Origin of the sequence: Paenibacillus sp. SSG-1, assembly GCF_002224835.1 — a bacterium.
GTDB lineage: Bacteria > Bacillota > Bacilli > Paenibacillales > Paenibacillaceae > Paenibacillus_AQ > Paenibacillus_AQ favisporus.
Window position 1 is genome coordinate 7,241,384 of record NZ_MBRK01000001.1, and the last position, 12,895, is coordinate 7,254,278.

Annotated in this window: 13 protein-coding genes; 10 read left to right on the forward strand and 3 right to left on the reverse strand. The window is 56.5% G+C overall.

What is annotated here, in order from left to right; all coding sequences use genetic code 11:
• From BCV73_RS33145 to BCV73_RS33165, 5 genes are all read left to right on the forward strand, one after another.
• A complete protein-coding gene (locus tag BCV73_RS33145; RefSeq protein WP_089549909.1) occupies positions 1 to 1,020 on the forward strand; it encodes a hypothetical protein in 1,020 nt (339 codons plus the stop codon).
• A 215-nt stretch (positions 1,021 to 1,235) separates the two neighbouring features.
• The gene (locus BCV73_RS33150) at positions 1,236 to 1,526 is read left to right on the forward strand and encodes a hemolysin XhlA family protein (protein ID WP_244169417.1); all 291 of its coding nucleotides are present in this window, start codon (positions 1,236 to 1,238) and stop codon (positions 1,524 to 1,526) included.
• Positions 1,527 to 1,551: 25 nt separating this feature from the next.
• Positions 1,552 to 1,821 (forward strand): phage holin family protein, encoded by a 270-nt coding sequence (locus BCV73_RS33155; RefSeq protein ID WP_089549910.1) that lies wholly within the window; start codon positions 1,552 to 1,554, stop codon positions 1,819 to 1,821.
• Positions 1,818 to 2,561 (forward strand): glycoside hydrolase family 73 protein, encoded by a 744-nt coding sequence (locus BCV73_RS33160; protein ID WP_089549911.1) that lies wholly within the window; start codon positions 1,818 to 1,820, stop codon positions 2,559 to 2,561. The genes BCV73_RS33155 and BCV73_RS33160 overlap by 4 nt, the downstream gene beginning before the upstream one ends.
• Positions 2,562 to 2,650: 89 nt before the next feature.
• Positions 2,651 to 2,968: a hypothetical protein gene (locus tag BCV73_RS33165; RefSeq protein WP_089549912.1), complete on the forward strand. Its 318-nt coding sequence runs from the start codon at positions 2,651 to 2,653 to the stop codon at positions 2,966 to 2,968.
• On the opposite strand, the gene BCV73_RS35285 is transcribed toward BCV73_RS33165, so the two are convergent.
• Together BCV73_RS35285 and BCV73_RS33170 are read right to left on the reverse strand one after the other, a co-directional pair.
• Positions 2,952 to 3,128 carry a hypothetical protein gene (locus BCV73_RS35285; RefSeq protein WP_179232110.1) on the reverse strand — a complete coding sequence of 59 codons (177 nt, stop codon included), beginning with the start codon at positions 3,126 to 3,128 and terminating at the stop codon, positions 2,952 to 2,954. The two genes, BCV73_RS33165 and BCV73_RS35285, sit on opposite strands and share 17 nt — an antisense overlap.
• 14 nt (positions 3,129 to 3,142) lie before the next feature.
• The gene (locus tag BCV73_RS33170) at positions 3,143 to 3,508 is read right to left on the reverse strand and encodes a hypothetical protein (protein WP_089549913.1); all 366 of its coding nucleotides are present in this window, start codon (positions 3,506 to 3,508) and stop codon (positions 3,143 to 3,145) included.
• Between the two features lie 870 nt (positions 3,509 to 4,378).
• Between BCV73_RS33170 and glpK the strand changes: the two genes are divergently transcribed.
• The 5 genes from glpK (at position 4,379) to BCV73_RS33195 (ending at position 11,373) form a co-directional block, all read left to right on the forward strand.
• Positions 4,379 to 5,869, forward strand: a complete 1,491-nt coding sequence (gene glpK / locus BCV73_RS33175; RefSeq protein ID WP_089549914.1) for a glycerol kinase GlpK — start codon at positions 4,379 to 4,381, stop codon at positions 5,867 to 5,869.
• A gap of 56 nt (positions 5,870 to 5,925) precedes the next feature.
• Entirely contained in the window at positions 5,926 to 7,590 is a 1,665-nt protein-coding gene (locus tag BCV73_RS33180) for a glycerol-3-phosphate dehydrogenase/oxidase (RefSeq protein ID WP_089549915.1), read from the forward strand.
• A 313-nt stretch (positions 7,591 to 7,903) separates the two neighbouring features.
• Complete coding sequence (locus BCV73_RS33185) at positions 7,904 to 9,313, forward strand: deoxyguanosinetriphosphate triphosphohydrolase family protein (protein WP_089549916.1); 1,410 nt, start codon at positions 7,904 to 7,906, stop codon at positions 9,311 to 9,313.
• Between the two features lie 28 nt (positions 9,314 to 9,341).
• Positions 9,342 to 10,280: an LLM class flavin-dependent oxidoreductase gene (locus BCV73_RS33190; protein ID WP_089549917.1), complete on the forward strand. Its 939-nt coding sequence runs from the start codon at positions 9,342 to 9,344 to the stop codon at positions 10,278 to 10,280.
• Positions 10,281 to 10,422: 142 nt separating this feature from the next.
• A complete protein-coding gene (locus tag BCV73_RS33195) occupies positions 10,423 to 11,373 on the forward strand; it encodes a TRM11 family SAM-dependent methyltransferase (RefSeq protein WP_089549918.1) in 951 nt (316 codons plus the stop codon).
• 343 nt (positions 11,374 to 11,716) lie between these two features.
• On the opposite strand, the gene BCV73_RS33200 is transcribed toward BCV73_RS33195, so the two are convergent.
• Positions 11,717 to 12,688: a D-2-hydroxyacid dehydrogenase gene (locus tag BCV73_RS33200; protein ID WP_089549919.1), complete on the reverse strand. Its 972-nt coding sequence runs from the start codon at positions 12,686 to 12,688 to the stop codon at positions 11,717 to 11,719.
• Between the last annotated feature and the right edge of the window lie 207 nt (positions 12,689 to 12,895).

Sequence of the window (12,895 nt, forward strand, 5' to 3'; positions counted from 1 at the left end):
ATGCAATTACCAAGTAACGCGAAACTGAGTGAAGTTATCGCTAAGCTGCAGGCCCTGACGGGAATTAACCAAATCCCCGATCTGAAAGAAGCGCTACAGGCGAAGAAAATCTCGCTTACGGGTAACGAGACAATGGTCGACCTGGTACAGATCGTGAAGGACAACAACTTTGCGTACACAGCAGATGCTACAGCTACAGCTTCGGACATCTATCCAGGGAAGACCGCCTACGTCAAGGGCCAGAAGGTCACCGGAACCATGCCGAACAAGGGCGCGGTTACGATCACCCCAACAGCTGCAGACCAGGCGATCCCTGCAGGCTACCACAACGGCAGCGGAATCGTTAAAGGGGTGACCGTGCCGACGGTCAAACTGGTCGAAGGAAACACTGTAGCAGGACAGGCGGGGACGCTGAAAGACTACTCCAGGGCGATGCTGACAGCAGGGGGCAGCAATAACACCTATGTTACAGCGGTAGGCTCAAAGGGCAACACTTCGAACGGAGATATTATTATTCAGCCTCAGACAGGGTACTACGACGATGGGGTCAACGTCGGAGGGGAGGGGTCTATTAGGATCAACGACCCTAACTTAAACCCCGCGAACATTCTATCTGGAAAGTCTATTTTCGGGGTTGTAGGTAATGTGCTGCCATACAAATACGGCTTTGGATCGGCAGTCCCTGAGATATCCAGCACGACGTACAAATACAAAGACAGCGGCACTAAGACCGCCTATAAGACCACCGTCACGCATAACTTAGGCTGGACACCTGCGTTTATTATCCTCTTCTATTACAGCAGCGCGAGAGATGTAGATAGAGAGTTTACAATATGGATGCGGTGGGACAGCTACCCGGTATTCAATGACGTCCCGTGGTTATACATCACGGACGGCACGGCACGGCTGGATCCGAACGACCCGAATGTATATGTAAATAGTACTGGCTTTTCCTTGCCGTACACGTCTAACACTCGGGGCACGATCTACTGGAAGGCTTATGGGAACGGGCAATCCTGACCACTAGAACAAATACACATGGATTCCAAGGGGGATAAAAGAAAAATGAAAATTGACCTGTACAACATGAAAAAATATTCCGCACCAGAAACACCAGAGGAAAATACTACAATCCCAGAAGGGAATTAACCAGCAGCGCCGCAAGGCGTATTTTTTATGCCCTCGGAGGTGGTCCGGGGGCATCTCATTTTATCAGTTCAAAGGAGGGGAACGCCGTGCCACACGAAAGGGTGAGTGACGTGGAGGATGCGACCAAAGCTTTGGTGGAGATTCAAATTCAACTCGCACGTATTGAAAAAACCTTGGAGCAAGTGCCGACGCTGGCCGCCACGATTGAGACAACCAAGGAACTCGCCCGGGAAGCCATGCAGTCGGTAAAGTCAGCGCATCAACGGCTGGACCGGATCGAGGACGGCCAAAAATGGCTGTGGCGGACGGTCAGCGGCGCGGCCATCACGATCGTGATGGGTGCCATTGCAGCCGCCATTCAGCTTGCAGGACATTAACTATTACCAGAAAGGTGGATGAAACATGGATTGGGATATGATTTGGCAGTTGATCGACCCGAAGCTGTTGATTGTGGTGGCCGCGTGCTGGGTTTTGGGATATGTCATGAAGCAGACGCCGTCGGTGCCGGATTGGAGCATTGTGTACATGGTGGTCATCGCCGCTGTGTTACTTACGGTTTGGATGCATGGCTGGAACGCGGAGACGTTCATCCAGGGGATTTTGGCGGGAGCTTTTGCAGTATTCGGCCACCAGGTTGTGAAGCAGACGAAGAAAGTAGGGGACTCGGATTGAATCCAACCGAATTCATCGCCACCCTCGCCCCCTGCGCCATCGCTGACATGCAGGCCACCGGTGTTCCAGCTTCCTTAACCATCGCCCAGGCCATACTGGAATCCAACTGGGGGACAAGCGGGCTCGCCCGGCAGGCAAACAACCTGTTCGGCATCAAAGGCAAGGGCACAGCGGGAAGCGTAGAAATGCCCACCACAGAGTATGTCAACGGCAAGGCGGTGAAGGTGGCGGCATCTTTTCGCAAATATCACTCCTGGACGGAGTCCATTACCGATCATTCCAAGCTTTTGCTGAACGGCACGAAGGACAAGCCGACTCGGTACCACGGCGTGCTGCGCGCAGATTACCGGCAGGCGGCCGAAGCAGTTGGGAAAGGCGGCTACGCGACAGATCCGAAATACCCGTCCAAGCTAATCGCGATCATGGAGCAGTATGGACTGCCTCAATATGACACATGGAAAGGAGATCACACCGAAATGAGTGTTAACATTACTGAGCTGGCACAGCAGCTGGATGACTTGAAGAAAAAAGCGGAACTCCTGACCCAACTTGAGATCCTTCTGCAAAAGGTGGGGCAGCGGATCTCCGCGCTGGAGGCGCGGCAGCAGATGGAGGTTCCGGCTTGGGCGGAATCCGCGGTAAAAGCTGCGGTTGAGGCGAAGATCATCAGCAACCCGGTGAATGGAAGCTACGATCTGTACAGGGTGCTGACGATTTTACAGCGGCTAAAGGTGCTCTAACGAAAACGCGAGTACCTACCATAGATAGAGACAAGTCAGGCAGGAGGGAAATCATAATTTTTTTCATACTAAAAGGGAGGCATCCGCGTATGCTGATTTATGAATACCAACCGACTATCCAGACGTTTTCGCTGCTTGAGCCGCTGCTGCCGGGATGCGTGCGGGAACGCATCAAGACGATTATGGACGCCGCCCCGGAAGCAGTGTTTTTTTGCAAAATCGAGGACCTGAACCCGAGCATCCGCGTGTATCTCCTGGAACACGATCCGGCGGACGACTATACAGAGTGCCATCTGCTGTCATGCGACCGGATCGGTCAGGACTATGAATACCTGAGTCTTTCCGTGGAACAGGCCCGTTCCGTGGAAAGGTTCGCAGCCCAGATCCCCGCTATTTCCCGGAGTTAGCGGAAGTTTGCTCGCGTTTGACCCGCTCGTATTCTTCCTCGATCGTTTTGGACAGCAGCTCCGTGGCGGTCATGTTCAGCTTCTTGGCCGCTTCGGCAAGCTGCTTTTTGATGTAAGCAGGCACGTCGTAATGAAATTTAACTTTGTTGCCGTATGGCATAACCAAAACCCCCTTTACCCCATAACTTCCTGGTATTTACGCTCGATAATCCGAATCAGCAGCTGGGTTGCGGACATGTCCTGCAGCGCCGCCGCTTCGATCAGCTTCTCTTTGATTTCCGGCTGGAATTCGTAAGGCAGCTTGAGCTTCGGTTCGGACATGTGGCCTTCCATCGTTTTTTCAGCATCAATTGCGAGCTTCACCAGCTCGTCCAACGTCGAAGCCTGAGATGCTTCGCGGCCGTATTTTGGCAGCACCCGGATCAAATACTGCTTCAGCGACTTCTGGTCTTCCTCAGCGATGTCCAGCTGCAGCCGGTCTTCTTCGACGTTCAGCTTGCAGTCCACGTGGTAGCCGAACAGGTTAATCGAATAGTTCATGCAAAAGACCCTCCTTGGATATTTGTTGTTTATTATATAGTGTATCGATACGCATTACAATATAATAATTTTATCCGTTTGATATATCTTCCACTCCTCTGTAATGGATCCTCACAATGTCCTTATTATGTCATCGTCATATCCCACAATGTCTCCATTCGTCATCGTCAGGTCCTCGCCACGTCTCACAATGTCTCCACATCGTCATCGTCGAGTCTTCGCCACGTCTCACAATGTCTCCACATCGTCATCGTCGAGTCTTCGCCACGTCTCACAATGTCTCAACTTCGTCATCGTCAAGTCCTCGCCACGTCCCCACGATGTTCTCCGTTTCGTCTTCACAATGTTCTCCGCTTCGTCCTCACAATGTCCCCACAATGTCTCCGCTGCGTAAAGTCCTCACAATGTCTTCAGAATGCCTCACTACGTCATCGCCAATCCCTCACAATGTCCCCACTAGGTCGCTACCACGTCCTCATCCTGTCCTAAATTCCTCCTTTACCGCTCCCTTTTGCGCCCTTCAATTCTCCCCAAGCACCTCATCAGTCCCATCATCTGTACTCCGCCATTTCCTTCGCCAATCTTCGATTTTGTTAACCCGAACCCGCTCCAAATATAGTATGATGTCACTAAGGAAAACCATGTAAACGTCACCAAGCGACATGGTTTGTCTTTCTTAAGAGATCAGAAAGTATAAGTTTCGGAGCCTCCGCTTCCTGATCTCGCAAGAAAAACTTCCGCTAAACGCGGTCTGTCTCCTTTGAAGGGACGTCGATAGACGTTTTTCTTAGCGGATATACATCCAGCAACATCCCGAATGTGCACAACCACAACGAGCGCATCGTTCGCTGACGGAGCAGGGAGGGTTTTATGGAAAAATACATTTTATCACTGGACCAGGGGACGACGAGTTCCCGGGCTATCTTATTTAATGAAAAAGGAGAAGCCGTACATACGGCCCAGCGGGAGATAACGCAGCATTTTCCCCATCCGGGCTGGGTGGAGCATAACGCCAACGAGATTTGGGGTTCGGTCCTGTCAGTGATCGCGTCCGTGCTGTCGGAATCGGGCGTGAAGCCCGAGCAGATCGCGGCGATCGGCATCACGAACCAGCGGGAGACCGCGGTGGTGTGGGATAAGGAAACGGGCGATCCCGTGTACCATGCGATTGTGTGGCAGTCGCGGCAGACGAGCGGCATTTGCGAAGAACTCAAGGCCCAAGGGCTAGACGACACCATCCGCGCCAAAACAGGGCTTCTGATCGATCCGTACTTTTCCGGTACGAAGGTCAAGTGGATTCTGGACGAAGTCGAAGGCGCCCGGGAGAAGGCGGAGCAGGGCAAGCTGCTGTTCGGCACGATCGATACGTGGCTCATTTGGAAATTTACCGGCGGCCGCGCGCATGTGACCGATTATTCAAACGCATCGCGCACGCTGATGTATAACATTTACGAGTTAAAATGGGACGACGAGCTGCTGGAGATTTTGGGGGTTCCGGCCTCCATGCTGCCGCAGGTGCGCCCGTCCTCCGAGGTATACGGCCTGACGGTGCCGTACCATTTCTTCGGCACAGAGGTGCCGATCGCCGGCGTTGCGGGCGACCAGCAGGCGGCTCTGTTCGGGCAGGCGTGCTACAGCAAAGGCATGGCCAAGAACACCTACGGCACCGGCTGTTTTATGCTGATGAATACGGGCGAAACGGCGGTCCGCTCGGAGCACGGCCTGCTGACGACGCTCGCATGGGGCATCAACGGCAAAGTGGAATATGCGCTGGAAGGCAGCATTTTCGTGGCGGGCTCGGCCATCCAGTGGTTGCGCGACGGGCTGCGGATGCTGAAGGAGTCGAAGGAGAGCGAAACGTACGCCTCACGCGTGGCTTCAACGGACGGCGTGTACGTCGTTCCCGCCTTCGTGGGGCTCGGCACCCCGTACTGGGACAGCGATGTGCGCGGAGCGGTGTTCGGCCTGACGCGCGGCACGTCCAAGGAGCATTTTATCCGGGCGACGCTGGAATCGCTGGCCTACCAGACGAAGGATGTGCTGTCCGCGATGGAGGCCGACTCGGGCATCGAGCTGACCACGCTGCGCGTCGACGGCGGTGCCGTGCACAACGATTTTCTGATGCAGTTCCAGAGCGACGTGCTCGGCGTCTCGGTCGAACGGCCTGTCATTAATGAGACGACGGCGTTAGGCGCTGCATATTTGGCGGGGCTTGCCGTTGGCTACTGGAAGAGCCAGGACGACATCTCCGGACAGTGGGCGATCGAGCGCGAGTTCCAGCCGGTGATGGAAGAGAAGGAGCGAACCGGGCTGTACGAAGGCTGGAAGAAGGCCGTACATGCAGCCATGGCTTTTAAATAAACACAGAAACATATCTTGGGGGGTCTCTTTTTCGATCTGGAGGGAGATAAGCACAGATGATATGGTCCAATACGAATCGCGAACAAATTAAGGAGAGCTTGAAGCAGGAAAAGTTTGACGTCCTGATCATCGGCGGCGGTATTACCGGGGCAGGCATCGCGCTGGACGCGACGACCCGCGGGATGAAGACGGCGCTGGTGGAAATGCAGGATTTTGCCGCAGGCACATCCAGCCGCTCGACGAAGCTGGTGCACGGCGGGCTCCGCTACCTGAAGCAGTTTGAGGTCAAAATGGTCGCCGAGGTCGGCAAGGAGCGGGCGGTCGTGTACGAGAACGGTCCGCATGTCACCACGCCGGAGTGGATGCTGCTGCCGATCCACAAGGGCGGCACGTTCGGCAAGTTCAGCACGTCCTTCGGACTAAGGGTGTACGACTATTTGGCCGGCGTCAAAAAAGCGGAGCGCCGCATGATGCTCTCCCCGCAGCAGACGCTGGCGAAGGAGCCGCTCATCAAGAAGGAGGGGCTGAAGGGCGGCGGGTACTACGTGGAGTATCGCACCGATGACGCCCGCCTGACGATCGAAGTGATGAAAGCGGCCGTGGCGCACGGGGCTGCGGCGCTCAATTACAGCAAGGTCGAGGAGCTGCTGTATGACGCCCGGAATAACGTGCGCGGCGCGGTGGTCCACGACCAGCTGACCGGGGACACCTATGAAATCCACGCCGCCAAGGTCATTAACGCCGCAGGGCCGTGGGTTGACCGCATCCGCGAGAAGGATGCGTCGAAGGAGGGCAAAACGCTGCGCCTCACCAAAGGCGTCCACCTGGTCATCGACCAATCCCGGTTTCCGCTGGAGCAGGCGGTGTACTTCGACACGCCGGATAAAAGAATGGTGTTCGCCATTCCCCGCGACGGCAAGGCGTATGTGGGAACGACGGATACTTTCTTCGACCGGGATACGGCGCATCCCCGGATGACGTACCAAGACCGCGACTATATTATTAACGCGATCAATTATATGTTTCCCGAGCTGCAAATTACGGCGGAGGATGTGGAGTCCAGCTGGGCCGGGGTCCGGCCGCTCATTCTTGAACAGGGCAAGGATCCGTCGGAAATATCCCGCAAGGACGAGATCTGGGAGTCCGGCTCGGGGCTGCTGACGATCGCCGGGGGCAAGCTGACGGGCTACCGGAAGATGGCCGAGACGATTGTGGACGTGCTGTCCCGGGAGCTGACTGAACAAACAGGGCGCCCGTTTAAAGCATGCCAGACGAAGCATCTGCCGATTTCGGGCGGGGACTTCGGCGGATCGGCGCAGTATGAACCTTTCGTGCGGAAGACCGCCCAGACCGGAATCGAGGCGGGTCTGGCCCCGGATGAAGCCCTCGCGATCGCCGGCAAATACGGCACGAATGCATCCGGCGTCTTCCGGCTGATCCAGAGCCACCGGGCGGAGGCGGAAGCGCACGGGCTGCCGCTGATGCTGTTCGGCCAGCTGGCCTATGCGCTGGAAGCGGAGATGGCGGCGACGCCGGTGGACTTTTTTACCCGCCGGCTCGGCGCGACGCTGTTCGATATTCAGCTCGTGCGCACCTGGAAGGCGCCGGTCATCGAATATATGGGCAGCGTGCTGAACTGGAGCCCGGCGGCGAAGGACGCGTACGCGGCCGATCTCGATCGCGCGCTGCTGGAGGCCGTGGAGCCGGCGGAATCCGATTGAGCATTATAATGCAATCGAATGAAGTATTTCTATCAGGAACCTTTCATCCCCAGGATGAAGGGTTCCTTTTTGGCTTGGGATGATACCCACCAAAACCCGCAGGCTCCCAGTCTCGACAATGGTGAATCAATGAGCAAACGATGCCTTCCTGTCAATCCACTGTCAGTGATGTTGACACCAACTGTTCGGATATTTGCGATAAGCTTTTCATTTTTATGGAAAATAGACACTCACCCGCGTCCCATGTTAGTACACCTCCGGCAAAATCGCTTATAATAAAAAAACCATACTGCCCGAGAGAGGAGTGCTGTACATGAACATTAAAGAAAAAAGAGAGCATCGGCAGTACCCCGAACAAGTGAAATCCGACGCGTCCCGCGCGCCATATGAGCGGGATTATTCGCGGCTGATCCATTCGCCGACGTTCCGGAGGCTGCAGGGCAAATCCCAAGTGTTCGGCGCGGGTACGGGGGACTATTACCGGACGCGGCTGACCCACTCGCTTGAGGTGGCGCAAATCGCCCGGGAAGCAGCGCGCAGCCTGCTGCGGGCGCATCCCGAGGTCAGCGACGAGCAGGCGGACAATCCGGGGCTCGTGATCGATCCGGAGGTGGTGGAATGCGCGGCGATCGCGCATGACTTCGGCCATCCTCCTTTTGGACATAAAGGGGAAGAGGTGCTGGACGGCATTCTGGATCAGCTGATCCGGGACCGGACGAAAGAAGCCGTGAAGGGGCTGCATCTGTCCCCGGATGAAGTGAACGACGTCCGCGCTAGGCTGCGGAAAAAATACGAGCATTTCGAAGGCAACGCGCACAACTTCCGGCTGATCATGTTTTTGGAGAAGCGGGAAAATGTGGACGGTCTGAACCTGTCTGACGCGATTCTGCTTGGCATCAATAAATATCCGTATCCCGGCACCCTGCTCAAAAAGGGGCTGTACCAGCACGAATGGGGCTATATTTCGCAGATCCGCCAGGACTGGGGCATTCCTGCAGGCAAAAAGACGCTCGAAGCCCAGCTGATGGACTTATGCGACGATATCGCCTATTCGGCCCATGACCTCGAAGACGGCATCAAGGCCGGGAAAATCGAAGTGCACGAGCATTTTCTGAAAGATCCGCATATTTTGCGCCTGATCGTCGAGAAAGTCATGACGCTGGAGGACGCGTTCTGGGATAACTGCCCGGAAGAGCATATCCGCTACAAGGTGGAGGAAGTGCTGACGTCCTTTTTAAAAGTGTGGAATGAGAAGCTACCGTACTGCGAGTTTGACTACTCCCGTACCCGCCGCGAGGTCAAGGCTTACTGGGTAAGCCTGTTCGTCAGCAGCCTCGGCGTCATTGACGACGGGGACTGGAAGAAGGTGACCTTCGTCAAGGAAGGCCAGGAGGATCAGGATATGCTCCGAACCGTCAGCGTGCTGAAAAGCTTCGCTTGGGTCACGATGATCCGTGACCTGCGGGTGCAGCGGCTGCAGAAGCGCAGCGAGTGGATGATCCAGCGGCTGTGGGACGCTTTTCTCGATCCGGTCGCCTCCAAATCGATTATCCCCTCCGACTGGCTGCAGCGGTTCGAGAAGGATCAGGCCGGACCGAATCCGATCTGGACGTGGGAGCACATGGTGATCGACTATATTGCGGGCATGACGGATGCGTTTGCTGAAAAAATTTACAATGAGCTGTACGGATTGAAGGTAGGTTCCATTTACGACCTGGATTAGGCAGCCATAGAAGGGAAGGAAAGACCGGATGGGCGCTCTTAAACTTAGCGTGCTGGATCTTGTACCAAAAATAGGAGAGGCGTCCTTTGAGGAAGCACTGCAGGAAGCGGCCAGCCTGGCCCGCCATGCAGAACAATGGGGTTACACCCGGTATTGGGCGGCGGAGCACCACGACCTGGTGAACCTGTCCTGCGCCGCGCCGGAAGTGCTGCTGGCGCATATCGGAGCCCGGACCGAGCGGATCCGCATCGGGTCGGGGGCGGTCCTGCTGCCGCATTACAGCCCGCTGAAGGTCGCGGAGAACTTCCGCATGCTGGCTGCGCTCTACCCCGGCCGCGTCGATCTTGGCATCGGCCGGGCGCCCGGCGGCTCGGCGCATGCCTCGATGGCGCTGAGCGGCAATTATTTGCAGCATGTGGCCGAGATGCCGGCGCGGGTCCGCTCGCTGATCGAGCTGCTGGAGGACCGCTATGCGTACGAAGACGTGCCGGTCGCGGCCAAGCCTGTCCCGCGGATCCAGCCGGAGCTGTGGATGCTCGGGACGAACAACAAAAGCGCCGGCTTCGCGGCGGAGAACGGGACGGGCTACGTGTTCGGCCAGTTCATGAGCGACCGCGACGGCGCCGAGGTGCTGGCGGCCTACCGGGAGGGCTTCAAGCCGTCGGCGCTGCTGGAGCGGCCGAGAAGCATCGCGGCCATCGGCGTCATTTGCGCCGCGACCGAGCAGGAGGCACTGGCGCTGTCCCGCCGGTCAGCCCTGCCGGAAGTCGAGCGGCCGGGAGCTGAGGCCAGCGAGCCGCAGCCGCAGGCGACCCGGCTGATCACCGGGTCGCCGAAGCAGGTGAAGTCGAAGCTGCTGGAGCTGGCGGATTCCTTCGGGTGCGACGAGTTCCTGGTCACCACGCCGGTGATGAGTTATGCCGAGCGGCTGGAATCTTACCGGCTGCTGGCGTCGGTGTGCTTATAAAAGGGAGCCAGACAAGCTCGCCTGTCATTCTGCAGACGCGGATCTTGATTGGGAATGGGAATTCGGTAATGTAGAATAAGGGCGGTGCTGAACGGTTAGACCGCAATGGAGCCGGAAGATAGGAAGAACGAACGGAGGAACGATGGAATTGACATCCGAACCATCGGAGTTTATTTATATGTACGCCAGCCACGAGTCGGAAACGGAGCTGTGCCGGATGGAGCTGAATGCTCTGCTCGGGCAGGCGAAACCCTTGAAAGGGAGAGGCCCAATGCTGCGCAGCTCCCGGTTGCTTGACCCGGACCGCAGTCCGTATGTGTCGATGCGTCTGGACGTGCTGATGCATGGCTACTCGGTCGAAGAAATTGCTCGGCAGGCTTCGGAGTTAGAGCTTGGGGACGCCACATTCAAAGTAACGTACGTCAAATCCGGCGATCCCTGCTCCTACGAGGACCAGCGGATGCTAGAACGCCGCGTCGGCAGCAGCATACGGGGAAAGGCGGAGATGAAGCATCCGGACGTGCAGTTCGGCCTTCTGTCCGCCGAGGGACAGTGGATGCTCGGATGGTGCCGGTATCCCGAACGCGCTTGGCGGCTGCACAAGGACAAGCCGCACAATTATTCCACCGGGCTCAGCGTCACGACCGCCCGTTCGCTCGTGAACATCCTTGTGCCGGAGCCCGCGGGTGTCCGGGCAGCCGATCCCTGCTGCGGCATGGGGAACGTGCTGATCGAAGCCCTGTCGATGGGCATCGACATTCGGGGCTGGGACATCAATCCGCTGGCCATCCGGGGGGCCGGGGCCAACCTGAAGCACTTCGGCTATCCGGAGGTGGTGACGCTCGGAGATATGACGCAGGTGACGGATCGCTTCGATGCGGCTGTCCTGGACATGCCGTACAACCTGTGCTCGGTGCTCAGCACGGATCAGCGGCTCGTTATGCTGCAGAGCCTGCGCCGTATGGCGAAACGGGCTGTCATTGTATCGACGGAGGAAGCGGCGGAATCGATTCAGCAGGCGGGCTTTGCCATTCTGGACAGCGCCCGGGTATGGAAGGGCGGCTTTGTCCGGAACGTCTGGCTTTGCGGGTGACGGAGGCGGTAAGCCATCCGGCATGCGATTACTTTCTACTATATAATAGAAGAAAGTTTCTCATCCTATTAGTAGTAGAAGTTTCTCATCCTATTAGTAGTAGAAGTTTCTCATTATAATAGAAGAAGATTACCAACATGAGTTGAAGTCAAGTCAATCATCTCAGTGCTCATCACGAGTATCAAGCGAAAAAAAGGCTGCCTCACGATCCGGTCTGAATCGACCGGTTACGCGGGACAGCCTTTTTTCATGCTCCGAATATATCAGGACGCTCTCATAGCATCCGGAAAATTTCCGAGGCAAAACTCCACCTTGCGGGGACAGCTGCTGAGAGATGTCCGTATTAATAAGCACGCTCATAATTGACGAGATTACGCGGAAGCTCTTTTCCCTGCACGTAGGCCTTCAGGTTTTCGACAAAAATATCGATGACCCGTTCGGTATACCGGTCAGTGCTTCCGGAAACATGCGGTGTAATGATGACCTGCTCCATGTCCCACAACGGGTGGTCCTCAGGGAGCGGCTCCTTCTCAAACACGTCGAGCCCGGCGCAGCTGATCTGCCCGCTGCGGAGCGCGCCCAGCAGGGATGCCGTATCCACCGTCGGCCCGCGGCCCGCATTGATGAAGCAGGCGCCCGGCTTGGCCGCCGCCCAGGCATCCGCATTCAGCAGGTGATGCGTCTCATCGGTAAGCGGCAGCACGCTGATGATGTAATCGCCTTGGCTCAGCGCCTTGTGGAGCCCGTCCATGGTGAACATCTCGTCCACGTGAGGATCGGCTTTGCCGGAACGGCGGACGCCGACGGTGCGCATCCCGAATGCCTTGGCCAGGCGAGCTGTCTCGCTGCCGATCTCGCCGACGCCGACGATGACGGCCGTTCGGCCATGCAGCTCGGACAAGGTGTCCCGTCCCGGCGCGGCCAGTTTCGTCTCCCAGCTGTGCTTGAGCTGATTGCGGACCGAGACGTGCAGCTGACGTGAGAAGGAGAGCATCATACCAAGGATCGTCTCCGAGATCGGAATCGCATGGACGCCGCTGGAATTCGTCAGCAGCACGCCTTTCTGTTCGAGCTTGTCCAGCGGAAGCGTGTCCACGCCGGCCGACCAGGTCTGCAGCCATTTCAGCCGGCTGTCTTGATTCAGCACCTGATCGGCAATCTGCCTGGACCAGCCGACCAATATTTCCGCTTCGTTCACGAGTGCGGGATCCGCATCGGTGCTTTTGACGACGGTCAGCTTATAGCCGGGGGCGGCTTGTTCAATCAATCGGGTCTGCTCCGGAGTCAGGGAATGCAGACAAACAATTTGCTTCATACCGTTTCAGCCTCCTTCATGTATGTACCCTTGATGTGGCGTTTCTGCTACTCTAAATAGAATGAACTAATGAAATGTTACAGGCCGTATGGGGCTGCTATAACAGGAAGCTTAATGCAAATCATTAGTTCAGTCTATATATTATGAATATATTCAGGATAACAGATTTGAAACGATATACAACAGGGTCCCCCGAGGCCAAGTGAA

Bases quoted from the DNA above. Each gene is read 5' to 3' on its own strand.
- BCV73_RS33195 (WP_089549918.1), top strand. From the start codon at position 10,423: ATGGAATTGACATCCGAACCATCGGAGTTTATTTATATGTACGCCAGC.
- BCV73_RS33165 (WP_089549912.1), top strand. From the start codon at position 2,651: ATGCTGATTTATGAATACCAACCGACTATCCAGACGTTTTCGCTGCTT.
- BCV73_RS33180 (WP_089549915.1), top strand. From the start codon at position 5,926: ATGATATGGTCCAATACGAATCGCGAACAAATTAAGGAGAGCTTGAAG.
- BCV73_RS33170 (WP_089549913.1), bottom strand. From the start codon at position 3,508: ATGAACTATTCGATTAACCTGTTCGGCTACCACGTGGACTGCAAGCTG.
- BCV73_RS33185 (WP_089549916.1), top strand. From the start codon at position 7,904: ATGAACATTAAAGAAAAAAGAGAGCATCGGCAGTACCCCGAACAAGTG.
- BCV73_RS35285 (WP_179232110.1), bottom strand. From the start codon at position 3,128: ATGCCATACGGCAACAAAGTTAAATTTCATTACGACGTGCCTGCTTAC.
- BCV73_RS33145 (WP_089549909.1), top strand. From the start codon at position 1: ATGCAATTACCAAGTAACGCGAAACTGAGTGAAGTTATCGCTAAGCTG.
- BCV73_RS33190 (WP_089549917.1), top strand. From the start codon at position 9,342: ATGGGCGCTCTTAAACTTAGCGTGCTGGATCTTGTACCAAAAATAGGA.
- BCV73_RS33200 (WP_089549919.1), bottom strand. From the start codon at position 12,688: ATGAAGCAAATTGTTTGTCTGCATTCCCTGACTCCGGAGCAGACCCGA.
- BCV73_RS33155 (WP_089549910.1), top strand. From the start codon at position 1,552: ATGGATTGGGATATGATTTGGCAGTTGATCGACCCGAAGCTGTTGATT.
- glpK (WP_089549914.1), top strand. From the start codon at position 4,379: ATGGAAAAATACATTTTATCACTGGACCAGGGGACGACGAGTTCCCGG.